Here is a 22,510-nt window from a genome sequence, read left to right as displayed (position 1 = left end):
TTTTGTTGGGATTGGTCCGCCCCTCTCGACGCGTGCTGCGGCGCGCCTTTCAGGGCGCCGTGGCGCTCAGCGTGCTGGCCGTCACGCCGCTGACCTGGGCCTGGCTCCAGAGTTCGGGGCACCGCGTGGTCGCGGGCACACCCGGCTGGCTGGAGCGGGTGCCCGGCTCCGGCACGGCCCTCGTGCTGGGCGCGGGGCTGTACTCCGGCAGGCCGTCGCCGCTGCTGGCCGCACGGCTCGACCTCGCGGCGCGGCTCTACCAGGAGGGCAAGGTCAGAGCGCTGCTGCTGTCGGGTGACAACAGCCGGACCGAGTACGACGAGCCGACCGCGATGCGCGACTACCTGGCCGGGCGCGGGGTGCCGGTGTCGGCGATGGTGCTCGACTACGCGGGCTTCGACACCTGGGACTCGTGCGTGCGCGCCCGCGAGGTGTTCGGCGCGGGCGAGGTCACGGTGGTCACGCAGGCCTTCCACCTGCCCCGGGCGGTCGCGCTGTGCCGTACGGCGGGGCTGCGGGCCTTCGGGGTGGGCGACGACTCCTCCCGGCAGTGGCCGGCCCCGACCTACGTCTACGCGGCCAGGGAGTTTTTCGCCTCGGCCAAGGGGCTCGGCGACGCGGTGCTGGACGCCCGGCCGGTCTTCCCCGGCCCCAAGGAGTCCTCCCTGCGCAACATCCTCGCCCAGACCGGCCCTTAGGGCGCCAGACCGGGCGGAGGCGCGCCGGGGGCGTAGCCGGGTGAGGTGGAGGCCGAGGTGTGCTGCCGCGGCACCGGGAAGTCCGCGCGCGCGGCGCTCATGCACTCCAGCAGCGCCCGCTGCTCCTCGTGGAAGGTCTGCTCGTCGACCATGTGCCGGGCGGCCCGCTCGTGCAGCAGGCCGAGCTCGGTGGCGGCGAGCTGGTAGTCGCTCATCGCGCGCAGCCCGGCCTTGCCGCCGTGCGCCCTGGCCCACTGCCGGGCCTGCCGGCGCCGGGCCAGCGCCGACAGCATGTAGACGTCGGCCGCGTCGACCAGCCTGGTCGGTTCGTACGGCGGCAGGTAGCGCTGGATCAGCGCGACGATCCGCCGCCGGTCGCGGAAGACGACGCCGATCAGCACGAACAGCACCACCAGCAGCGTCAGGTAGGCCACCACGAGACCGGGGAAGCCCCCGTAGGAGGCCAGGCCGTTCCACAGGCCGTGCAGCAGCATCGCCCCGACCCACCCGGCCAGGATGATGAAGGCGCGCTCGGAGCTGCGCCGCTGGGCCGCGTAGGCGACCGCGATGCCGATCATCGAGGTGAACAGCGGGTGCGCGAACGGCGACAGGATGCCGCGCAGCACCACGGTGACGGCCAGCCCCTGCACGCCCAGCTCGGAGTTGAGCGCGGCGATGTAGTAGCTGACGTTCTCGCTCATCGCGAAGCCGAGGCCGACCATGCTGGCGTAGATGATGCCGTCGGTCGGCCCGTCGAGCTCGGTCCGCCTGAACCTGAGCAGCCCCAGCAGCACCAGGCCCTTCATCGTCTCCTCGACGACGGGGGCGCCGAAGGTGGCGGCGATGTTGCGCGCGCTGTCCGCCGACAGCCCGCCCGCGCCGGCGATGTAGTGCAGGTTCAGCGAGTTGATGACGCCCGCGACGAGCACCGCCACACCCGCGCCCCAGGCGAAGGCGAAGACCAGGTTGCTGCGCGGTTCCGGCTCCATCCGGTCCAGCGCGAGCACGGCGGCCAACAGCAGCGGGACCGGCGCGCTGGCGAGGATGAGCGAGATGAGGAAGTCGACGGGGGCGCCGTTGATCACATCGAAGGAGAAGGAGACCAGTGCGCAGATTCCGGCCAGGACAAGCCCTGCGATCAACGCGACGGAGGGGCGGTCCTTGAACACCCAGCGTGGATCACGGGACGTCATACGGTGACTGTAACGGATCAGGATGGAGCTGTCCTTCCCACGTGACGAGGTCCGTGCGGGTCCGGGCAGTGCTCGTCGGCGGCGACCTTTCCATGATCGACCTGTAGGGTGCTGTGCTCGATCTCGAAGCGCTCCCGCAGCAGGTCGGCCAGCCGGGTGCGGACGCCGTGGCAGTCCGAACCCATCTCGACGATCACGTGCGCCGACATCGTGGGGTACCCGCTCGTCACCGTCCAGACATGCAGGTCGTGCACCTCCACCACGTCCGGCTCGGCGGCCAGCACCGCGCCGATCTCGTCCGGGTCGAGGTGGCCGGGCGCGGCCTGCAGCAGCACCCTGCCCGAGTCGCGCAGCAGCCCGTAGCCCGCCTTGGCCATCAGCACGGCCACCACCAGGGCGGCGATGGCGTCGGCCTGGCGGAACCCGGTGACCCACACCACCAGGCCGGCCACGGCGGTGGCGATGAACGCGTACAGGTCGTTGAGCACGTGCTGGAAGGCGCCCTCGACGTTGAGGCTGCGCCGGTCGGCGCGGGACAGCAGGTAGGCGGCGCCGGTGTTGACGACGATGCCGGCCAGCGCGGTGAACAGCACCATCGGGCCCGCCACCTCCGGCGGGTCGACGAGCCGGTGCACGCCCTCGTAGGCGAAGTAGGCGACCAGCAGCAGCAGGGTCACGCCGTTGATCTGGGCGGAGAGGATCTCCGCGCGCTTCCAGCCGAAGGTGTAGGCGCCCTTGGCCGGTCGCGCGGCGATGCGCATCGCGATCAGCGCCAGCACGATCGCGCTCGCGTCGGTGAGCATGTGGGCCGCGTCCGAGATCAGCGCGATCGAGTTGGCGATGACGCCGATCACGACCTCGATCACCATGAACCCGGCGATGAGCGCGAGCGCCCCGACCAGGTAGCGCCGGTCGGCGTCGGCGCTCACCGCGTGCCCGTGGCCGTGACCGTGCCCGTGGTCAGCTCCCACCGGTCGCCTCCTTCCTCCCCGAACCTGTCGGGGAGAGCCCGGGCGCGGGCTCGTGGCGCAGGTGCTCGCGGCTGAGGTCGAGCAGCATCCGCACGTGGGCGTCGGCCAGCCGGTAGTAGATCATGCGCCCGGCCCGGCGGCTGGCCACGATGCCCGCCGTACGCAGCAGTCGCAGCGCGTGCGAGACCGCCGTGTCGGTCACCTCCACGGCGCTGACCAGGTCGCACACGCACAGCTCCCCCGCCTCCAGCAGCGCGTAGAGCAGCCGGGCCCTGGTCGGGTCGCCGAGCAGCCTGAACAGCTCGGCCAGCCGGGTCGCCTCGTCGGGGGTGACGAGGCGGTCCCGGGTGGCCGCGACCCGGGCCGCGTCGGGCTCGCTGCTCGCGCAACCGTCAAGCCCGGACACAACACTTGAATAGCTATTCATATGTAGACCGTATAACCACGCGGGTTCGGTGGCAACGACAGGTCGGAAAGTGCGGCTCAGGCCAGCAGGGGGTCGATGGCCACGGCGAGGAAGAGCAGCGCCAGGTAGGCGTTGGACCAGTGGAAGAAGCGCATCGGCCGCAGGTCCACCCCGGTCTTGCCGTCGTTCAGCCGGGCCAGCAGGCGGTAGACCTCCCACAGGCACATCAGGCCGAGCAGGACCGCGACGACCGGGTACATCAGCGTGGTGCCGGCCACCGGCCACAGCAGCAGCGAGCAGGCCACCGTCGCCCAGGTGTAGGCGATGGACTCGCGCACGACCCGGCGCTCGGTCGCCACCACCGGCAGCATCGGGATGGACGCCGCCGCGTAGTCCTCCTTGTAGCGCATGGCCAGCGTCCAGGTGTGCGGCGGCGTCCAGAAGAACACCACCCCGAACAGCACCAGCGGGGTCCAGTCGAGACGGCCGGTGATGCCGGCCCAGCCGATCATCACGGGCATGCAGCCGGCCAGGCCGCCCCAGACGATGTTCTGCGAGGTGCGCCGCTTGAGCACCAGCGAGTACACGAAGACGTAGAACAGGATCGCCGCGGTGGACAGGGCCGCCGCCAGCCAGTTGGTGGTCACCCACAGGCCAACAGTGGACAAAATTCCCAGAACGACCCCGAAGATCAGGGCGGCGCGCGGAGTGACCTGGTGCCTGGCCAGCGGCCTGCGCCGGGTGCGGCGCATCTTCACGTCGATGTCGCGGTCGATGTAGCAGTTGAGCGCGTTCGCGCTGCCCGCCGACAGGGTGCCGAAGACCATCACCGACAGGGCCGTCCACAGCGGCGGCAGGTCGCCCGCGGCCAGGAACATGACCGGCAGCGTGGTGATCAGGAGCAGCTCGATGACCCGCGGCTTGGTGAGCGCCACGTAGGCCTTGACCACCGCGAGAATGGAGCGGGGCGCCTCGGCGGGGGCCGGGGCGGTCGCTTGCCTGTTCGTCAGCACCGTCAAGGCGCTTCCAGCACGTGCGGAGTCAACGCGTAACCTCTGATTAGAGCGGATCCGTGGACGTCGCGCACCGGACGTCCCTGCGAACAACCAAACTGTAGTCGCAGGTATGGCCGGTCCGGCCAATGGGGGCGGAGGCCGTCCGCGGAGAAGCACGTGGAGTGGGCTACGCGACGGTAGCGACGCCCGCTCCGTTAGGGTCCGGTGTGGGCGGGAAATGCCAACCCGGCACCACCATGACGACTAGATCCGGAGATCGAGCACTTGAGCAGCGAACTCGTGCCAGCCCTTGAGTGGAACGACCTGGACCGGCAGGCGGTTGACGTCGTGCGGGCCCTGGCGATGGACGCCGTGGAGAAAGCGGGCTCGGGCCATCCGGGCACCGCGATGAGCCTCGCTCCGGCCGCTTATCTGCTCTTCCAGCGCACGATGCGCCACGACCCCTCCGACCCTTCGTGGGTGGGCCGTGACCGCTTCGTCCTGTCCTGCGGCCACTCGAGCCTGACCCTCTACATCCAGCTCTACCTGTCGGGCTACGGCCTGACCCTCAACGACCTCGAGCGCCTGCGCCAGTGGGACAGCCTCACCCCCGGCCACCCCGAGCACGGGCACACGGTCGGCGTGGAGACCACGACCGGGCCGCTGGGTCAGGGCATCGGCAACGCGGTCGGGATGGCCATGGCCGCCCGCCGCGAGCGGGGCCTGTACGACCCCGACGCCGCCCCCGGCACCTCCCCCTTCGACCACCACATCTGGTGCGTCGTCTCCGACGGCGACATCGAGGAGGGCGTCAGCCACGAGGTCAGCGCCCTGGCCGGCCACCAGCGCCTGGGCAACCTGACCGTCGTCTACGACAGCAACCACATCTCCATCGAGGACGACACGCAGATCGCCCTGTCGGAGGACGTGGTCAGGCGCTACAAGGCGTACGGCTGGCACACCCAGAGCGTCGACTGGACGGTCACCGGCGACTACGTGGAGGACGTCGAGGCGCTGCACCAGGCGCTGGAGGCGGCCCGCGCGGAGACCGGCAGGCCCTCGTTCATCAAGCTGCGCACCATCATCGGCTGGCCCGCGCCGAACAAGCAGAACACCGGCAAGATCCACGGCTCGGCGCTGGGCGCCGACGAGGTCGCGGCCACCAAGAAGGTCATGCGCATGGACCCGGCCAGGTCCTTCGACGTGCCGGGCGAGGTGCTCGAGCACGCCCGCGCCGTCGTGGACCGCGGCCGCGCCGCGCACGCCGAGTGGGAGAAGGGCTACACGAGCTGGCGCGAGGCCAACCCGGAGCGGGCCGCCGAGTTCGACCGCATCTCCCGGCGCGAGCTGCCGGCCGGCTGGGCCGAGGCGCTGCCCACGTTCGAGCCGGGCGGCTCGATGGCCACCCGCAAGGCCTCCGGCGAGGTGCTGGGCTCGCTCGCGCGGGTGCTGCCCGAGCTGTGGGGCGGCTCGGCCGACCTGGCCGAGTCCAACAACACCACGATGAAGGGCGAGCCGTCCTTCATCCCCGAGGAGTTCCAGACCAGGGAGTTCCCCGGCAACCCGTTCGGACGGACGCTGCACTTCGGCATCCGCGAGCACGGCATGGGCTCGATCCTGAACGGCATCGCGCTGCACGGCGGCACCCGCCCCTACGGTGGCACGTTCCTGGTCTTCTCCGACTACATGCGCCCCGCCGTACGGCTGGCCGCGCTGATGAAGCTGCCGGTCACCTACGTGTGGACGCACGACTCCATCGGCCTCGGCGAGGACGGCCCGACGCACCAGCCCATCGAGCACCTGTGGGCGCTGCGCGCGATCCCGGGCCTGGACGTGGTGCGCCCGGCCGACGCCAACGAGACGGCCGCCGCCTGGAAGGCCGTGCTGAAGCACACCGACCGGCCCGCCGCGCTGGCGCTGACCCGGCAGAACCTGCCGGTCTACCCGGCCAACGCCGAAGGCGTCGCCAAGGGCGGCTACGTCCTGCGGGAGGCCTCCAACGGGCGACCGCAGGTCGTGCTCATCGGCACCGGCAGCGAGGTGGAGATCGCCGTGGCGGCCCGCGAGCTGCTGGAGGCGCAGGGCATCACGACCCGGGTCGTGTCCATGCCGTGCGTGGAGTGGTTCCAGAACCAGGACATCGCCTACCGGCAGACGGTTCTGCCGTCGGCGGTCAAGGCGCGGGTGGCCGTCGAGGCGGGAATCGCCATGGGCTGGCACGAGTTCGTCGGAGAGGCGGGCGAAGTGGTCGGCCTCGAGCACTTCGGCGCGTCGGCGCCGTACAGGACGCTGTATGAGCAGTTCGGCCTCACCGCCGAGCGGGTCGCGGCCGCGGCCAAGGCCAGCCTGGCCAAGCTGGGCGGCGACAAGGGCGAGACGACGGGAAACTGAAGATGAGCGAGAACCTGAAGAAGCTCTCCGGCCAGGGCGTGAGCATCTGGCTCGACGACATCAGCCGCGAGCGACTGCGCAGCGGCAACCTGGAGGAGCTGATCCGCGAGAAGAACGTCGTGGGGGTCACCTCCAACCCGACGATCTTCCAGGGCGCGCTCAGCAAGGGCGACGCCTACGACGCCCAGCTGCACGACCTGGCCGTGCGCGGCGTCGACGTCGGCGAGGCGGTGCGCGCCATCACCACCTATGACATCCGCTGGGGCTGCGACGTGCTGCGCCCGGTCTACGACGCCACCGGCGGCGTGGACGGCCGGGTGTCGCTGGAGGTCGACCCGCGGCTGGCCCGCGAGACGGAGAAGACGGTCGCCGAGGCCCGCTTCCTGTGGTGGGCGGTGGACCGGCCCAACCTGTTCATCAAGATCCCCGCGACGGTCGAGGGCCTGCCCGCGATCACCCAGGCGATCTCCGAGGGCATCAGCGTCAACGTCACGCTGATCTTCTCGCTGGAGCGCTACCGCGCGGTGATGGACGCCTGGCTGACCGGTCTGGAAGCCGCGCACGCCAAGGGCCTGGACCTGGCCTCGATCGAGTCGGTCGCCTCGTTCTTCGTCAGCCGGGTGGACAGCGAGATCGACAAGCGCCTCGACGGGCTCGGCAGGCCGGAGCTGAAGGGCAAGGCGGGCGTGGCCAACGCGCGCCTGGCCTACGCCGCGTTCGAGGACGTGATGAACTCCGAGCGCTGGGCGCGCCTGCGCGCCGCCGGGGCCCGCCCGCAGCGCCCGCTGTGGGCCTCCACCGGCGTCAAGAACCCCGAGTACTCCGACACCATGTACGTCGACGAGCTGGTCGCCCCCGGCACGGTCAACACCATGCCGGAGAAGACCCTCGACGCCGTCGCCGACCACGCGAACATCTCCGGCGACACCGTGCGCCCCTTCTACGAGCAGGCCTGGAACACCATGGCCGCGCTGAAGGAGGCCGGCGTCGACTACGACGACGTCGTGCGGGTGCTGGAGGACGAGGGCGTGGAGAAGTTCGAGTCGTCGTGGAACGACCTGCTGGAGAGCGTGCGCAAGAAGCTGGTGCCCTGATGCGGGTGTCCTACCGGGACGAGGCGGTGGCCTCGGCCGCCGCCGGCGTCGCGGCCCGGCTCGCCGCCGAGGGCGTGCCGGCGCGGCTGGCCTCGGGCGACCCCACGCTGTGGGGCCCCGAGGCCGAGGCCGAGGCGGCCGTCAGGCTCGGCTGGCTGACGCTCCCGCGCACCTCGCGGGAACTGCTGCCGGAGATCGGCAAGCTGGTCGAGCGGGCCAGGGCCGAACAGCTCGACCATGTGGTGCTGGCCGGGATGGGCGGCTCGTCCCTGGCGCCCGAGGTCATCTGCGCCTCCGCCGAGGCGCAGCTCACCGTCCTCGACACCACCGACCCCGGCCAGGTACGGCGGGCGCTGGGCGACCGCCTGGAGCACACCGTCGTGGTGGTGGCCAGCAAGAGCGGCGGCACCGTCGAGACCGACAGCCACCGCCGGATCTACGAGCAGGCGTTCCGCGAGGCCGGCATCGACCCGGCCGGGCGCATCGTCGTGGTCACCGACCCGGGCTCGCCGCTGGAGCGGGCCGCCACCGAGGTGGGCTACCCGGTGCTGCTGGCCGACCCGAACGTGGGCGGGCGCTACTCGGCGCTGTCGGCGTTCGGGCTGGTGCCCAGCGCGCTCGCCGGCGTGGACGTCGAGCCGCTGCTGGACGAGGCCGAGGCCGTGCTCGGCCTGCTGGCCCTCGACGAGGGCAACCCCGGGCTCGACCTGGGGGTGGCGCTGGCCGCCGCGGCCCTGGCCGGGCGCGACAAGATGCTCCTGGAGGACAGCCTCTCGGAGATCAACGGGCTGCCCGACTGGATCGAGCAGCTCGTCGCCGAGTCGACCGGCAAGCAGGGCAGGGGCATCCTGCCGGTCGTCGGCGCCGACCCGGCCGGCACCGACGACGACCTCATCGTCTCGATCGACGCCGACGAGGGCGACCTGGCCGTCGAGGGCTCGCTCGGCGCCCAGTTCCTGATCTGGGAGTACGCGACGGCGGTCGCCGGCCTGGTGCTCGGCGTCAACCCGTTCGACCAGCCCAACGTGACCGAGTCCAAGGACAACACCGCCCGGCTGCTGGAGCGGGGCGACCTCGGCGGCGGCGTGCCGGTCCTGGTGGACGGGCCGGTCGAGGTCTACGGCGAGGTGCCGGGCGAGGCCAAGGACCTGTCGCAGGTGCTGACCGCGCTGCTGGAGGCCGTCCCCGAGAACGGCTATCTCGCGGTGATGGCCTACCTCGACCGGATGGCCGCCTTCGACGCGCCCGTGCGCGAGGACGCCTCCTTCGAGGAGATGACCGACGCCTGGATGGCGGCCGACCCCGCCACCCTGCGGGCGCTGCTGGCCATGCGGACCGAGCGGCCGGTGACCTTCGGCTGGGGGCCGCGCTTCCTGCACTCCACCGGGCAGTACCACAAGGGCGGCCCGCAGAACGGGGTGTTCTTGCAGATCACCGGCGTCGTGGCCGACGATGTGCCGGTACCCGGCAGGCCGTACACCCTGGGCGGGCTTCAGCTCGCGCAGGCGCTGGGTGATCTCGGGGCGCTCACCTCGCGCGGGCGGCCCGCCGTACGACTGCACCTGACCGACCGGGCGGCGGGTGTCGCCCACCTGCTCGCAGCAGCACAGGAGGTCTGACAGATGACGGAACCTGCCTCGCCCGTGCAAGAGTCCGCGGCGGTCGCCTCGGCCGTCGCGGGGACCGCGACGACACTGGCGGCCGCGGCGGCCAACCCGCTGCGCGATCCGCGTGACAAGCGGCTGCCCCGGGTGGCGGGGCCGTGCGTGCTGGTGCTCTTCGGGGTCACCGGCGACCTGGCCAAGCGCAAGCTGCTTCCGGCGATCTACGACCTGGGCAACCGGGGGCTGCTGCCGCCCGGTTTCTCGCTGGTCGGCTTCGCCAGGCGCGACTGGGCGAACCAGGACTTCGCCGCGCTCACCCACGACGCCGTCAAGGAGCACGCGCGCACGCCCTTCCGCGAGGAGGTCTGGAAGCAGCTCGCCGAGGGCATCCACTTCGTGCCCGGCGAGTTCTCCGACGACGGCGCTTTCGACGCGCTGGCGATGGCGTTGAAGGAGATCGACGAGACCCGGGGCACGGGCGGCAACTACGCCTTCTACCTGTCGGTGCCGCCGAAGTTCTTCCCGACGGTGGTCGAGCAGCTCAAGCGCACCGGGCTGTCGGACGGCCCGGAGGGCTCGTGGCGGCGAGTGGTGATCGAGAAGCCGTTCGGGCACGACCTGCGCTCGGCGCACGAGCTGAACGAGACCACGAACTCCGCCTTCCCGGAGAGCTCGATCTTCCGCATCGACCACTACCTGGGCAAGGAGACCGTCCAGAACATCCTGGCGCTGCGGTTCGCGAACAACCTGTTCGAGCCGATCTGGAACCGCGGCTACGTCGACCACGTGCAGATCACCATGGCCGAGGACATCGGCATCGGCGGTCGCGCGGGCTACTACGACGGCATCGGCGCGGCCCGCGACGTGATCCAGAACCACCTGCTCCAGCTCCTGGCGCTGGTCGGGATGGAGGATCCGACCTCCTTCGACGCCTCCTCGCTGCGGCGGGAGAAGGAGAAGGTGCTCAAGGCGGTCCGGCTGCCCCCCGACCTGGCGCTCGGCACGGCGCGCGGCAAGTACGCCGCGGGCTGGCAGGGCGGCCAGAAGGTGGTGGGCTACCTGGAGGAGGAGGGCATCCCGGCCGACTCCATCACCGAGACGTACGCGGCCATCAAGCTGGAGATCGCCAACCGGCGCTGGGCGGGGGTGCCGTTCTACCTGCGCACCGGCAAGCGCCTGGGCCGCCGGGTCACCGAGGTGGCCGTGGTCTTCCAGCGGGCGCCTCACCTGCCCTTCAGCAAGGACGACACCGAGATCCTCGGCCACAACGCGCTGGTGATCAGGGTGCAGCCGGACGAGGGCATCACCGTGCGGTTCGGCTCGAAGGTACCGGGCACCGCGATGGAGGTGCGCGACGTGTCCATGGACTTCGCCTACGGCGAGTCGTTCATGGAGTCCTCGCCGGAGGCGTACGAGCGGCTGCTGCTGGACGTGCTGATCGGCGATCCGCCGCTGTTCCCGCACCAGCGGGAGGTGGAGCTGTCGTGGAAGATCCTCGACCCGATCGAGGAGTTCTGGGCCACGCAGGGGCAGCCGGAGGACTATCCGGCGGGCACCTGGGGGCCGCCGTCGGCCGACGAGATGATGGCCCGTGACGGGCGCGTGTGGAGGCGGCTCTGATGACCTCGTTCATGCTGACGGAGACGACCGCGGGGAAGATCTCCGCGCACCTGACCCATCTGCGCCACCAGATGGGCGCGCCCGCCGTGGGCATGGTGCTCACGCTGGTGGTGGTCTGCGAGGAGCGGGACCAGTACGACTCGGTCCGGGCGGCCACCGAGGCGGCCCGCGAGCATCCCTCGCGGATCCTGGTGGTGATCAGCAGGGAGACCGACGAGGTCAACCACCTCGACGCCGAGCTGCGCATCGGTGAGTCCACACCGGGCGAGGTGGTGGTGCTGCGGCTGTACGGCGAGCTCACCCAGCACGCCGACTCCGTGGTCAGCCCGCTGCTGCTGCCCGACACCCCGGTGGTGGTGTGGTGGCCTGGCGAGGCGCCCGCCGTACCGGCGAAGGATCCGATCGGGATGCTGGCCCAGCGCCGCATCACCGACGCCAAGCCCGCGCACGACGGCGTCAAGTTGCTGGCCTCCCGGGCCAAGGGGTACACCGACGGCGACACCGACCTGGCCTGGACCAGGCTCACGCCGTGGCGCAGCCTGCTGGCGGCGGCCTTCGACCAGCCGGTGGGCAAGGTGAAGAAGGGCGTCGTCGAGGCGGTGGAGGGGCACGCGAGCGCGCCGCTGCTCGCCGCCTGGCTGTCGGAGCGGCTGGGCGCGCCGATCAAGGTGACCGGCTCGGCCGGTCCTGGGCTGACCGCCGTACGGCTGGCGCTGCCGGACAGCGAGATCTCGGTCACCCGCACCGACGCCCGGCTGGCCACGCTGTCGCGGCCCGGCCAGCCCGACCGGCATGTGGCGCTGGCCCGCAGGCAGACCTCGGAGCTGCTGTCGGAGGAGCTGCGCAGGCTCGACACCGACGAGATCTACGAGGCGGCGCTCAAGCGCCTGGCCCGTTCGCACCGGTCCTGACCCGTCCAGACCACGGCGGCGGCTCCCGAAGGGGCCGCCGCCTTCTTCGTGAAAGAGTGAAGCCGTGAGCGTTCCGAACGTAGTCGTGCACCGCGACGCCGACGTGCTGGCCAAGGCCGTCGCCGCGCGCATCATCACCCGCCTGGTGGACGCGCAGTCCGCCAAGGGCGCCGCCTCGCTCGTGCTGACCGGGGGGACGGTCGGCATCGCCACGCTGGCCGCGATCGCCGCGACGCCGGCGCGGGACGCGATCGACTGGCGCCGGCTGGACATCTGGTGGGGCGACGAGCGCTTCCTGCCGGGCGGCCACCCGGAACGCAACGAGACCGGCGCCCGCAAGGCGCTGCTCGACCAGGTCGACCTCGACCCCGCGCGGGTGCACGTGATGCAGGGCCAGGACGCGGGCGTGACCGCCGAGGAGTCGGCGGACCTCTACGCCGAGGAGCTGCGCAAGGCCGCGCGGCCCGAGGACCACGGCCCGGTCCCGTCCTTCGACGTGATGCTGCTGGGCATGGGGCCGGACGCGCACGTCGCCTCGCTGTTCCCCGGCATGCCCGCGCTCTACGACACGCGTCCGGCGGTGGCGGTGCACGGCTCGCCCAAGCCGCCGCCCACCCGCGTGTCGCTGACGCTGCCGACCATCCAGGCCGCGCGCGAGGTGTGGGTGGTGGCGGCGGGCGAGGAGAAGGCGGGGGCCGTACGGCTGGCGCTGTCGGAGGGGTCCGGGCCGGTGCAGGTGCCCGCGGCCGGGGCGCGCGGGCGGCAGCGGACGCTGTTCCTGCTGGACCGGGCGGCGGCCCAGAAGATCCCGCCGGGCCTGGGCCGCATCGCCTCCCCGTGAACCTTCGCATGGGCCGGCGCATCTAACTGATCATGAAGGTAACGATCATCGCGCTCGCCGCGCTGCTCCCCCTGACCGCCGCCGTCCCCGCCGAGGCCGCCGCCAGGGCGATCCCGAAGAACTTTCTGCTGCACGAGAAGGACGTCGCCTACGACAAGGCGCACAACGACCCCGACGACTATGCCGACCCTGAGGAGATGTGGTGGACGGACAAGAAGAAGAACCAGTGGCTGGCCATCGGTCCCTGTGACACCAGCGCCACGGGCGAGCGCCGCGACCCCAAGGCCGGACGGGACGACCGCCTGGACGCCCGAAAAGTGACCTTCCAGAGCCAGGAGTACGTCAACAGCGTCGAGCAGCTCATCCTGTACCGGTCGGAGAAGGCCGCCCGGCACGCGATGACCGAGTTCCGGCGGGGCTGGGAGAAGTGCCGGGGCAGGTCGTCGGACACCTACGGCGACTACCGGCGCACCCTGACGAAGGTACGGCTCGGCGACTTCGCCTGGCGCACCAGCGCCAGGGCGGGCATTTCCGGCGAGGGCGACGACGCGGTGATCGTGCGCCGGGCCAACGCCGTCCTCGTCTATCTCACCAAGGGCAGCGGCAAGCCGAAGGCGGCGAACTTCCGCAAGGTCACCGCCGAAGCCGGGAAGATGCTGCGCAAGGTGTGCGTCATCGCGTCCTGCTGAGCGCGTCGATCTCGGCCAGCAGCCCCTGCTTCGCCTCCTCCTCCAGGTAGGAGGCGCGCACGGCGTTGCGGGCCAGCCCGGCCAACTCCGCCTGACCGAGGCCGAACACGTGTGCCGCGACCCGGTACTCCTGGCTGAGCGTGGTGGCGAACATCGGCGGGTCGTCGCTGTTCAGCGTGACGAACAGGCCCTCCTCCAGCAGGCGCGGCAGCGGGTGGTCCTCGATCCGCGCCACCTGGCCGGTGCGGACGTTGGAGGTGGGGCAGACGTCCAGCGGGAGCTGGGTCTCGCGCAGGTGGTCGACCAGGCGCGGGTCGGCCAGGCAGCTGATGCCGTGGCCGATCCGCTCGGCGCCCAGGCCCTCGACGACCTCCCAGACGGTCTCGGGGCCGGACATCTCACCGCCGTGCGGGACGCTGTGCAGGCCGGCGGCGCGGGCGGCGGTGAAGGCGTCGCGGAAGGCGTCACGGTGGGCGGGGCGCGCCTGTTCGATGCCGCCGAGGCCGAAACCTACCAGCGTGGCGGGAGGTTCCTGCAGCGCGTGCTCCAGGGTGACGGTGGCGGCCTCGGCGCCGTACTCGCCGGGGATGTCGAAGATGTAGGCCATGCGCACGCCGTACTGCTCGGCCGACTGGCGGGCGGCCAGGTCCAGGGCTTCGGTGACCGCGCGCATGGGCAGCCCGACGACCTGGTGCGCGTACGGCGTGACCTGCAGTTCGACGTAGCGGGCGCCCTGCCCTGCCAGGTCCCGGGCCAGGCCGACGACCAGCGTGTGGATGTCCTCCGGCTCGCGGACCAGGGAGTTGACGGCCTTGTAGACGCGGGCGAAGTGGGGGAAGTCGCGGAAGGCGTAGAAGGCCCGCAGTTCCTCCTCGCTGGTGGGCACGCCGCTGCCCGGGTGGCGGCGGGACAGCTCCAGCACGGTGGGCACCGAGGCGGAGCCGACCAGGTGGACGTGCAACTCGACCTTGGGGAGCGCGTTGATGAAGTCGTCGATCGTCATGGCGACGACGATAGGCGCGAGATTTCCGACGATATAGGGATTGGAGCGAAATCTCACAGGAAGATGTCAGAATTCCCGCGCGGCTTCCCGGCCTACCTGGCCCATGGCGCCCGCTAGCGCCGCCCCACCGCCTGCCAGACGCCGACCAGCGGAAGGAGGATCTCGTCGATGCAGGAGGTGACGAAGTCGTCGCCGAAGGGCGGGCCGACGAAGATCATCTGACGGAACACCAGGGCCTCGGCGAGCGAGAGGACCCGGCCGGGGTCCACGGGTCCGGTGAGCTCCCCCCGGGCGGAGGCGCGGTCCAGCACCTCCGCCATGCCCGGCAGGCCCCCGCTCGGCATGTGCTCGCGCAGCGCCCCGGCCAGCTCGGGGCTGGAGACCAGCGCCGGCGACAGCCCCATGATCAGCGTGTGCCTGCCCGCGAACGCCTCGCACAGCCCGGCGAACACCACCAGCAGGTCGCCGCGGAGCGAGCCGGTGTCCGCGGGGGCGGGCGCGTCCAGGTGGAGGCGGCGGCAGATGACGTCCACCACCAGCTCGGCCTTGCCCGCCCAGCGCCGGTAGATGGTCGCCTTGCTGGCCCTGGCCCGTCTGGCGATCTGGTCGACCGACATCCGGTCGTATCCCATCTCCGACAGCAGCGCGAGTGTGGCGTCGAGGATGGCCCTCTCCCGCCCGGGATCGAGTGGAGCCACGGGCACGTCCTTAGCGGTAGGCGATCTGCGAGAATGTTACGCCGGTCAGCTCGGCGGACACCTCCCACAGCCGTACGGCCAGCGCCTCGTCCCGCGCGGCCGGCGCGGGGGTGAGCGTCCTGGCCTTGGGCCCGATGTACTCCCCGCCGCGGATCGCCGGCGAGGTGGCCGCGTACAGCGAGGGCACGGCCCCGGCGAAGGCGGGCTGCAGCAGCAGCCGCACGAGCCCCTGCAGCGGCCCCGCGCTGAAGATGTTCGTGGCGGTCATCCCGGGGTGGGTGGCCACGCTGAGCAGGCCGGTGCCCGCCCGGGTGGCCTGGCGCTGCAACTCCAGCGCGAACAGCAGGTTGGCCAGCTTGGAGCGCCCGTAGGCGCTCATCTTCCCGTAGCCGCGGGTGAGCGCGAGGTCGTCGAAGTCGATCCGGCCCACCTTGTGCGCGTCGCTGGAGACAGTGACCACGCGCGCGCCCGGCCGCTCCAGCAGGTGCGGCAGCAGCAGCCCGGTCAGCGCGAAGTGCCCCAGGTGGTTGGTGCCGAACTGCAGCTCGAAGCCGTCCCTGGTCAGCGCACGCGGCACCATGCCGATCCCGGCGTTGTTGACCAGCAGGTCCACCCGCTCGACGGAGGCGGCGAACTCGCGCACCGAGGCGAGATCGGCCAGGTCGAGCCTGCCGTAGCCGACCTCGGCCCCGGGGACCGCGCGCAGGATCTCGGCGACGGCCGCCCGGCCCTTGCCCGGGTCGCGTGACGCGACGGTCACCCGCGCGCCGTGCCTGGCCAGTTCGAGGGCGGTGGGCAGGCCGATGCCGGTGTTGGCGCCGGTGACGATCGCGTTCCGGCCGGTGAGGCCGGGCATGTCACGCGCGGTCCAGCGACTCACAGAACCTCCAGGTGTACGGCACCGTTTCGTACACCGACGCTACCGGCCTGCCTACCCATGGACAAGATCCTCCTCTATCTCACCTGCTCCACGCGGGCCCTGGCGTGGTTCTCCTCACGCCTGGTCACCTCGACCCGCTGGTCCGCCTCAGCCAGCTTCCGCCTCGCCTTGGCCAGCTTCCGCTCCAGCACGGCGACCTTGCCGGCCCGCTTGTCCCGCGCCTGCACGGCCGCGCCCAGCGCGTCACGCCACTCCTCGTAGGCGGCGGTGGCCTCGCGCAGCTCCCGGGCCTTCCGCTCCTCCTCGGCCCGCTTCGCCGCCTTCCCCTTCTCCCCACCCCGTTTCGCGGGCTTCCCCCCGGACTCGGGCGCGGGCGCGAATCCGCTGTAGCTGAGTGCCTTGACCAGGCGGCCCGCCCGTACCTGGGCCGCGGCGCCGGCGTCGACGGTGGCCGCGTCGAGCGTCTGCTCCACCTCCGCCGCCGCCGTGCCCGACAGGCCGGCCCGCTCGCGGACCAGCCGGGCCAGGCGGCCGGTCACCACGCCCCGACGGCCGGTCAGCTCGGCGAGGGCGGCGGCGTCCTGCCCGGCCCAGGCCGTACGGAGCTCCTCGCCGAGCGCGAGCAGCTCGCCCATCTCGTCGGGCAGCTCGCGGGCGGCCCTGTTGACCGCCCACGCCGCGACCGTGGGTTTGCGCAGCCCGGCTATCTCCCGCGCCAGCGACGCCTCACCCGCGTCCTTGGCGGCCCTGGCCTCGGCGGTGCGCGCCGGGGTGAACTCGGCCGGCGGGAGCGCGTACAGCCGGTCTGCGACCTCGTCAAGATCCACACATGTCAACTACCCCCTATCGCCAGGTTTCTAGCGCATAGTGGAACCAAGCCCACTCGAACGGAGGCCCCCCGTGTTCGAGCGCTTCACCGATCGCGCGCGCAGAGTCGTCGTCCTGGCCCAGGAAGAGGCCAGGGCGTTCGGCCACCACCACATCGGCACCGAGCACCTGCTGCTCGGCCTGCTCCGCGAGGGCGACGGCATCGCCGGGCTCGTGCTCGCCGAGTACGAGGTCGACGGCGCGGCCGTGCGGGCGTTCGTGGAGCGGGAGGCAGGCTCCGGCACGGGGCAGCCCAGCGGCCACATCCCGTTCACGCCGCGCGCCAAGAAGATCCTCGAACTGTCCCTGCGCGAGGCGCTGCAGCTCAGGCACACCTACATCGGGACCGAGCACATCCTGCTCGGCATCCTACGGGAGGGCATGGGGCGGGGCGCCCAGGCGCTGGCGGCCCAGGGGCTCGACCTGGAGGCCGTGCGGCAGCAGGTGGTGGCCAAGGTCGGCAAGGGCGCGCGCGAGCGGGCCAGGGAGATGGTCTTCGGCGGCGGCAGCCCGATCACCGAGCGGCTGCAGCAGATCCAGGACAGCCTGGACCGGATCGAGCGCCGCCTCGACGCGATGGGCGCGCCGCCCGACGACCTCGGCAACCCCTGAGGCTCAGACCCGCTCCATCGCCCCCACCGCGAGCCTTCCCTCGACGACGCCTGGGTCCTCGGTGTAGCCGAGCGTGGCACCCAGGGAGAGCAGCAGACGGCGCATGCGCGCGTTGTCCGACAGCAGGCTGGCCCGTACCTCGGCGTAGCCCAGGTCGCGCGCCTCGCGCACCAGCATCCTGGCCAGCTCCTTGCCGAGCCCGAGCCCCTGCCAGCCGTCCTCCACCAGGAAGGCCATCTCGGCGATGCCGGGGTCGGGGGTGAACATCAGCGAGGCCAGTGCGACGACCTGCCCGTCGTGGCCCGCGACCAGGGAGCGGCCGCGGCCCCGGTCGCACAGCCGGTCGAAGACGCGCGGCGGCAGCGAGGGCATGGCGGTGAAGTAGCGGAAGCGCCGGGTCTCCGGCGAGCACCTGTCGTGCAGGTCGCGCACCGCCTCGCGGTAGATCGAGGTGAGCGGGCGGACCACGACCTCCTCGCCCCGGGCGAGGGTGACCCGGCGCTCGCCGCCCGTCGGGTCGGCGGGGGGCTGCGCCAGCCGGACGAACGAGGCCGCCCTGGCCGCCTCGGTCAGCGTGAAGGGCAGCTCGGCGCGGCGGACCCGGACGGCACGTCTGGGCGCGACGGGCACGACGAGGCACGTCGGGTCGGGGAGATCGCGCACCGACTCACCATAGACCCACCGGGCGTCGTCGGCGCGCAGCAGGTCGGCCAGCAGTTCGGGCAGCCGCCAGGGCGCCGAGCGCAGGCGCGAGGCCAGCAGCAGGGCGCGGGTGGGCTCGTCGGTCAGCTCGTGGGCGGTGGCCGGCACCACCAGGACCCGGCGCCCGCCCGCCGACTCCAGGGCCTGCCGTACGCTCTCCGCGCCGGCCGGGATGTCAGCGACGAACTCGTCGACCGTACCGTCGAGGTCAGGGTGCACGCTGAGGCCCAGGATGTTGCCGCCCCGCTCGGCCAGGGCCGCCGCCAGAGAGGCCAGCCTGCCGGGGCGCTCGTCGACCGTCGTGCGGATCCGCAGAAGTCCCATACCTGCAAGAATGCGGGAGACCTGTTTCCGGGGTGCTACGCGAAAAGCCTCATCGTGTTTCATCACGAAATTAGTGGCGAGATGCGCACGGTTGTGCGGATATAGCAGGATATGGGGCTATGAGCACGCGTGTTCCCCTGGCTGGGGACTTCGTCAACGGAGATGTCTCCTTCTGGTACCGGTCCTCGGGCGTCCCCGCCCCTGGCCCCTCCCTCGACGGCGACCGCGAGGCCGACGTGGTCATCGTCGGAGCGGGCTACACCGGGCTGTGGACCGCCTACTACCTCAAGCGGGCCAGGCCGTCGCTGAACGTGGTGGTCCTGGAGAAGGAGTTCGCCGGGTTCGGCGCCTCGGGCCGCAACGGCGGCTGGCTGACCGGCGACCTGGCCGGCTCGCACGCCCGCTACGCCAGGACGCACGGCGCGGACGCCGCCAAGAGCCTGCAGCGCGAGATGTACGCCTCGATCGACGAGGTGATCGCCGTGTGCGACCAGGAGGGCATCGACGCCGACATCGTCAAGGGCGGCGTGCTCACCGTGGCCCGCAACAGCGCGCAGTCGGCCCGGCTGCGCGAGGTGGTGCGGGGCGCGCGCGAGTGGGGCATCGAGGAGGACGACCTGCGACTGCTCGACGCCGGGGAGCGCGACCGGCGGCTGCGCGTGGCCGGGACGGTCGGGGCGACCTGGAGCCCGCACTGCGCCAGGATCCAGCCGGCCAAGCTGGCCCAGGGGCTGGCGCGGGCCGTACGGGAGCTGGGGGTGGAGATCTTCGAGCGGACGCCCGTGCTGGAGATCGCCCCGCGCCGGGCCGTGACCGCCACCGGCACCGTCACCGCGCCGTACGTGATCCGGGCGACCGAGGGCTTCACCTCCGAGCTCAAGGGCCTGCGCCGGCAGTGGCTGCCGATGAACAGCTCGATGATCGTGACCGAGCCGCTGCCCGCCTCCTTCTGGGACGCCGTCGGCTGGCAGGACGCCGAACTGCTCGGCGACATGGCGCACTACTACATGTACGCCCAGCGCACCGCCGACGACCGCATCGCCTTCGGCGGCCGAGGCCGCCCCTACCTGTACGGCTCCCGCGTCGACGCGCGCGGCCACACCCACGAGTGGACCGTCGAGGCGCTCTGGCGGCTGCTGGTCGACTTCTTCCCCGCCGCGGCCTCCTCCAGCGTCGCCCACGCCTGGTCGGGCGTGCTGGGCGTGCCGCGCGACTGGTGCTCGACCACCCACCTCGACCCGGCCACCGGCCTCGGCTGGGCGGGCGGCTACACCGGCCACGGCGTGACCACCACGAACCTGGCCGGGCGCACGCTGCGCGACCTGATCCTGGGCGAGCGGACCGCGCTGACCGCGATGCCCTGGGTGGGCCGCAAGGTGCGCGCCTGGGAGCCGGAGCCGCTGCGCTGGGCGGGCGTGCACTCGATGTACCGGCTGTACCGCATGGCCGACTCGCGCGAGCGCTCGATGCCCCGTACCTCCGTCCTGGCCCGTTTCGCCGACCTCATCACCGGACACTAGGAGCCCGACTTGACCCTTCTGTTCCGCGGCGGCCGCGTCTTCACCGCGACCGGCGCCTTCGCCGAGGCCGTCCTCGTCCGCGACGGCGTGATCGCCGCCGTCGGCTCCGAGCGCGACCTGGCCCGGCAGGCGCCCGCGCACGAGACCGTGGACCTCGACGGCGGCCTGCTGATGCCGGGCGTCACCGACGCGCACATCCACCCGGTACAGGCGGGCCTGGAGCGCGCCAAGTGCGACCTGGCCGAGATCTTCGGCCTCGACGACTACCTGGCCCACATCGCCGCCTACGCCACACGATTCCCCGAAAAATCGTGGATCGACGGCGGAGGGTGGGACATGACGGCGTTCCCGGGTGGGCTGCCGCACCGCTCGCAGCTCGACTTCCTCGACCGGCCCGCCTATCTGATCCAGCGCGACCACCACGCCGCCTGGGTCAACACCCGCGCGCTGGAGCTGGCCGGGATCACCCGCGACACCCCCGACCCCGCCGACGGCCGGATCGAGCGCGACGCCGACGGCACGCCTACCGGCGTGCTGCACGAGGGCGCCATGGACCTGGTCGGCCTGCTCACCCCGCGCCCCACCGCGCAGGACCTGGACCAGGCCCTGGAGGAGGCGCAGGCGTACCTGTTCTCGCTGGGCGTCACCGGCTGGCAGGACGCGATCGTCGGCTCCTACGCCGGGTCCGACGACCAGCTGCCCACCTACCTGTCGGCGGCCCGCTCCGGGCGGCTCAGGGCGCGCGTCGTGGGCGCGCTGTGGTGGGACCGCACCCGCGGCGCCGAGCAGATCGAGGAGCTGCTGGAGCGCCGGGCCTCGGCCGAGGGGCTCGACCGGTTCAGGGCGGGCGCGGTGAAGATCATGCAGGACGGGATCGCGGAGAACTTCACGGCGGCGGTGCTGGAGCCGTACTGCCGGTGCGGCGGCACCGGCCTGTCCTACATCGACCCGATCGCCCTGAACGGCTACGTCGCCGAGTTGGACCGGCACGGGTTCCAGGTGCACTTCCACGCGATCGGTGAGCGGGCCGTGCGCGAGGCGCTGGACAGCTTCGAGGGCACCTCGCCCGCCAACCGGCACCACATCGCGCACCTGCAGATCATCGAGCCTTCGGACGTGCCGCGCTTCGCCGCGCTGGGCGTGACGGCCAACCTGCAGCCGCTGTGGGCGACGCACCACGCGCAGATGGACGAGCTGACCATCCCGTTCCTCGGCGAGGAGCGCACCGCCTGGCAGTACCCCTTCGCCGACCTGCTGCGGCACGGGACGCGTTTCTGCGCGGGCAGCGACTGGCCGGTCTCCAACGCCGACCCGATCCAGGGCATGCACGTGGCCGTCAACCGTACCGAGCCGGGCAGCTCCGTCCACGCCGGCTACCCGACCGCCCAGACCCCGTTCCTGCCCGGCCAGCGCGTCGACCTGGCGACCGCGATGACCGCCTACACGGCGGGCTCCGCCTGGGTCAACCGCTCCCCCGCGGGCGTCATCGAACCGGGCCGCCCCGCCGACCTGGCCGTCCTCGACGCCGACCCGTACACCCTGCCCGAGAAGGACATCTGGACCACCGGCGTCCGCCTGACCTTCGTCGATGGCCAGGCGGTCCACCAGCGCTGAGCAGGGTGCGCGATCCGCTTCACCGGATCGCGCACCCCCGGCCTACCCTCGGCACATCCGACCTGCCGGCCGTACCCGGGAAGGCCGTGGGAGCGCCGCTGGCGGCCTGGTGGCAGCGGCTGGCCGAGGACACCGGGCGGAAGCCAGCGGTCGTCCCTGGGGAACCCGCGGGGCCGGACAGCACGATGCCCTCGCGGTGACGACCGCGAGGGCATGGGGCGAGGTTCTACCAGGGCGACTTGTTGTTGCGCAGGCGTTCGAGCGCCTCCTCCAGGATGGCCTTGCCGTCCTTGTCGCTCCGGCGCTCCTTCACGTACGCCAGGTGCGTCTTGTACGGCTCGTTGCGCGGCGGAGCCGGCGGGGCCGACTCGTCCTGGCCGGCCGGGAGGCCGCATCGCGGGCAGTCCCACAGCTCGGGGACCGCCGCGTCGCTGGCGAAGCTGGGGCGCGTCTCGTGCATGTTGGCGCACCAGAACGAGACCCGCACTCTCGGAGCTGCCTCGCCGCGCTCGGCCTCCCCCATCGGGCCGGCGCCGACACGGCTGCCACGGATCGCGTTGCCACTACCCACGGATGAACTCCTCGCTCGATCGCCCCGCGAGAAGCGGGGGGAGAATCACTGTCACGCCATGCTCGCTGGTCAGGGCTTGAGCAGCAGGCCGAGGGCGATGATGCAGACGAACCATACGACACCGGTGATGATGGTCAGTCGGTCGAGGTTGCGCTCCACCACCGAGGAACCGCCGAAGTTCGATGAGAAACCGCCACCGAACATGTCCGACAGACCGCCGCCCTTGCCCTTGTGGAGCAGGACGAGCAGGATCATCAGCAAGCTCGCCAGAATGAGGGCGATGGAGATTCCGATTGTCACCGTAGA

General features: G+C 71.9%; 21 protein-coding genes and 1 pseudogene. 11 read left to right on the top strand and 11 right to left on the bottom strand.

Translation table 11 applies throughout. From position 1 onward, the window contains the following. The first annotated feature begins 32 nt into the window (after positions 1-32). On the top strand, positions 33-698 hold the full coding sequence (locus ABZ911_RS20630) for an ElyC/SanA/YdcF family protein (protein WP_358057795.1): 666 nt from the start codon (positions 33-35) through the stop codon (positions 696-698). Here ABZ911_RS20630 and ABZ911_RS20625 read toward each other — a convergent pair. The 4 genes from ABZ911_RS20625 to ABZ911_RS20610 form a co-directional block, all read right to left on the bottom strand. Beyond that, positions 695-1,891 (bottom strand): PrsW family intramembrane metalloprotease, encoded by a 1,197-nt coding sequence (locus ABZ911_RS20625; RefSeq protein ID WP_358057792.1) that lies wholly within the window; start codon positions 1,889-1,891, stop codon positions 695-697. The genes ABZ911_RS20630 and ABZ911_RS20625 overlap by 4 nt on opposite strands. A 17-nt stretch (positions 1,892-1,908) precedes the next feature. Then, entirely contained in the window at positions 1,909-2,862 is a 954-nt protein-coding gene (locus tag ABZ911_RS20620) for a cation diffusion facilitator family transporter (protein WP_358057789.1), read from the bottom strand. Next, positions 2,852-3,268: a metalloregulator ArsR/SmtB family transcription factor gene (locus ABZ911_RS20615; protein WP_358057786.1), complete on the bottom strand. Its 417-nt coding sequence runs from the start codon at positions 3,266-3,268 to the stop codon at positions 2,852-2,854. Before ABZ911_RS20615 ends, ABZ911_RS20620 begins: the two co-directional genes overlap by 11 nt. A gap of 77 nt (positions 3,269-3,345) precedes the next feature. Continuing rightward, positions 3,346-4,287: a heme o synthase gene (locus tag ABZ911_RS20610; RefSeq protein WP_358057783.1), complete on the bottom strand. Its 942-nt coding sequence runs from the start codon at positions 4,285-4,287 to the stop codon at positions 3,346-3,348. A gap of 339 nt (positions 4,288-4,626) precedes the next feature. On the opposite strand from ABZ911_RS20610, the gene tkt reads away from it, so the two are divergent. The 7 genes from tkt to ABZ911_RS20575 all read left to right on the top strand — a co-directional run bounded on the left by tkt (position 4,627) and on the right by ABZ911_RS20575 (position 13,413). Continuing rightward, positions 4,627-6,654, top strand: a complete 2,028-nt coding sequence (tkt, locus tag ABZ911_RS20605) for a transketolase (protein WP_358058331.1) — start codon at positions 4,627-4,629, stop codon at positions 6,652-6,654. A 2-nt stretch (positions 6,655-6,656) separates the two neighbouring features. Continuing rightward, on the top strand, positions 6,657-7,748 hold the full coding sequence (tal, locus tag ABZ911_RS20600; protein WP_358057780.1) for a transaldolase: 1,092 nt from the start codon (positions 6,657-6,659) through the stop codon (positions 7,746-7,748). Further along, complete coding sequence (locus ABZ911_RS20595; protein ID WP_358057777.1) at positions 7,748-9,367, top strand: glucose-6-phosphate isomerase; 1,620 nt, start codon at positions 7,748-7,750, stop codon at positions 9,365-9,367. Before tal ends, ABZ911_RS20595 begins: the two co-directional genes overlap by 1 nt. A 3-nt stretch (positions 9,368-9,370) precedes the next feature. Further along, the gene (gene zwf, locus ABZ911_RS20590; protein WP_358057774.1) at positions 9,371-10,972 is read left to right on the top strand and encodes a glucose-6-phosphate dehydrogenase; all 1,602 of its coding nucleotides are present in this window, start codon (positions 9,371-9,373) and stop codon (positions 10,970-10,972) included. Beyond that, the gene (locus ABZ911_RS20585; RefSeq protein ID WP_358057771.1) at positions 10,972-11,883 is read left to right on the top strand and encodes a glucose-6-phosphate dehydrogenase assembly protein OpcA; all 912 of its coding nucleotides are present in this window, start codon (positions 10,972-10,974) and stop codon (positions 11,881-11,883) included. Before zwf ends, ABZ911_RS20585 begins: the two co-directional genes overlap by 1 nt. A 64-nt stretch (positions 11,884-11,947) precedes the next feature. Further along, positions 11,948-12,724 carry a 6-phosphogluconolactonase gene (gene pgl / locus ABZ911_RS20580; protein WP_358057768.1) on the top strand — a complete coding sequence of 259 codons (777 nt, stop codon included), beginning with the start codon at positions 11,948-11,950 and terminating at the stop codon, positions 12,722-12,724. 32 nt (positions 12,725-12,756) lie between these two features. Further along, complete coding sequence (locus ABZ911_RS20575; RefSeq protein ID WP_358057765.1) at positions 12,757-13,413, top strand: hypothetical protein; 657 nt, start codon at positions 12,757-12,759, stop codon at positions 13,411-13,413. Here the strand turns inward: ABZ911_RS20575 and add are convergent. The 4 genes from add to ABZ911_RS20555 form a co-directional block, all read right to left on the bottom strand. Next, positions 13,397-14,416, bottom strand: a complete 1,020-nt coding sequence (gene add / locus ABZ911_RS20570) for an adenosine deaminase (protein WP_358057762.1) — start codon at positions 14,414-14,416, stop codon at positions 13,397-13,399. The two genes, ABZ911_RS20575 and add, sit on opposite strands and share 17 nt — an antisense overlap. A gap of 113 nt (positions 14,417-14,529) precedes the next feature. After that, entirely contained in the window at positions 14,530-15,114 is a 585-nt protein-coding gene (locus ABZ911_RS20565) for a TetR/AcrR family transcriptional regulator (RefSeq protein WP_358057759.1), read from the bottom strand. 10 nt (positions 15,115-15,124) lie between these two features. Further along, positions 15,125-15,994: an oxidoreductase gene (locus ABZ911_RS20560; protein ID WP_358057756.1), complete on the bottom strand. Its 870-nt coding sequence runs from the start codon at positions 15,992-15,994 to the stop codon at positions 15,125-15,127. Between the two features lie 74 nt (positions 15,995-16,068). Next, positions 16,069-16,821, bottom strand: coding sequence for a hypothetical protein (locus ABZ911_RS20555; RefSeq protein ID WP_358057753.1), 753 nt, complete (start codon positions 16,819-16,821; stop codon positions 16,069-16,071). Positions 16,822-16,894: 73 nt separating this feature from the next. Between ABZ911_RS20555 and ABZ911_RS20550 the strand changes: the two are divergent. Further along, positions 16,895-17,311, top strand: a pseudogene (locus ABZ911_RS20550) (Clp protease N-terminal domain-containing protein); the annotation flags it as partial. 165 nt (positions 17,312-17,476) lie between these two features. On the opposite strand, the gene ABZ911_RS20545 reads toward ABZ911_RS20550, so the two are convergent. Continuing rightward, a complete protein-coding gene (locus ABZ911_RS20545) occupies positions 17,477-18,499 on the bottom strand; it encodes a GNAT family N-acetyltransferase (RefSeq protein ID WP_358057750.1) in 1,023 nt (340 codons plus the stop codon). Between the two features lie 119 nt (positions 18,500-18,618). On the opposite strand from ABZ911_RS20545, the gene ABZ911_RS20540 reads away from it, so the two are divergent. Further along, positions 18,619-20,019 (top strand): FAD-binding oxidoreductase, encoded by a 1,401-nt coding sequence (locus tag ABZ911_RS20540; protein WP_358057747.1) that lies wholly within the window; start codon positions 18,619-18,621, stop codon positions 20,017-20,019. Positions 20,020-20,028: 9 nt separating this feature from the next. Further along, a complete protein-coding gene (locus ABZ911_RS20535; protein WP_358057744.1) occupies positions 20,029-21,633 on the top strand; it encodes an amidohydrolase in 1,605 nt (534 codons plus the stop codon). Positions 21,634-21,859: 226 nt separating this feature from the next. Here ABZ911_RS20535 and ABZ911_RS20530 read toward each other — a convergent pair whose 3' ends face one another. Together ABZ911_RS20530 and secG are read right to left on the bottom strand one after the other, a co-directional pair. Beyond that, the gene (locus tag ABZ911_RS20530) at positions 21,860-22,204 is read right to left on the bottom strand and encodes an RNA polymerase-binding protein RbpA (RefSeq protein ID WP_358057741.1); all 345 of its coding nucleotides are present in this window, start codon (positions 22,202-22,204) and stop codon (positions 21,860-21,862) included. A gap of 69 nt (positions 22,205-22,273) precedes the next feature. Beyond that, positions 22,274-22,504, bottom strand: a complete 231-nt coding sequence (gene secG / locus ABZ911_RS20525) for a preprotein translocase subunit SecG (protein WP_358057738.1) — start codon at positions 22,502-22,504, stop codon at positions 22,274-22,276. Between the last annotated feature and the right edge of the window lie 6 nt (positions 22,505-22,510).

This window comes from Nonomuraea sp. NPDC046570 (genome assembly GCF_040645915.1).
In the GTDB taxonomy this organism is placed as follows: domain Bacteria; phylum Actinomycetota; class Actinomycetes; order Streptosporangiales; family Streptosporangiaceae; genus Nonomuraea.
Note: the sequence above shows the minus strand (reverse complement) of the source record. Positions and strands in the feature narration are given on the sequence as shown.

Bases quoted from the DNA above. Each gene is read 5' to 3' on its own strand.
- ABZ911_RS20625 (WP_358057792.1), bottom strand. From the start codon at position 1,891: ATGACGTCCCGTGATCCACGCTGGGTGTTCAAGGACCGCCCCTCCGTC.
- tal (WP_358057780.1), top strand. From the start codon at position 6,657: ATGAGCGAGAACCTGAAGAAGCTCTCCGGCCAGGGCGTGAGCATCTGG.
- add (WP_358057762.1), bottom strand. From the start codon at position 14,416: ATGACGATCGACGACTTCATCAACGCGCTCCCCAAGGTCGAGTTGCAC.
- ABZ911_RS20575 (WP_358057765.1), top strand. From the start codon at position 12,757: ATGAAGGTAACGATCATCGCGCTCGCCGCGCTGCTCCCCCTGACCGCC.
- ABZ911_RS20545 (WP_358057750.1), bottom strand. From the start codon at position 18,499: ATGGGACTTCTGCGGATCCGCACGACGGTCGACGAGCGCCCCGGCAGG.
- ABZ911_RS20585 (WP_358057771.1), top strand. From the start codon at position 10,972: ATGACCTCGTTCATGCTGACGGAGACGACCGCGGGGAAGATCTCCGCG.
- ABZ911_RS20595 (WP_358057777.1), top strand. From the start codon at position 7,748: ATGCGGGTGTCCTACCGGGACGAGGCGGTGGCCTCGGCCGCCGCCGGC.
- tkt (WP_358058331.1), top strand. From the start codon at position 4,627: ATGGACGCCGTGGAGAAAGCGGGCTCGGGCCATCCGGGCACCGCGATG.
- ABZ911_RS20540 (WP_358057747.1), top strand. From the start codon at position 18,619: ATGAGCACGCGTGTTCCCCTGGCTGGGGACTTCGTCAACGGAGATGTC.
- zwf (WP_358057774.1), top strand. From the start codon at position 9,371: ATGACGGAACCTGCCTCGCCCGTGCAAGAGTCCGCGGCGGTCGCCTCG.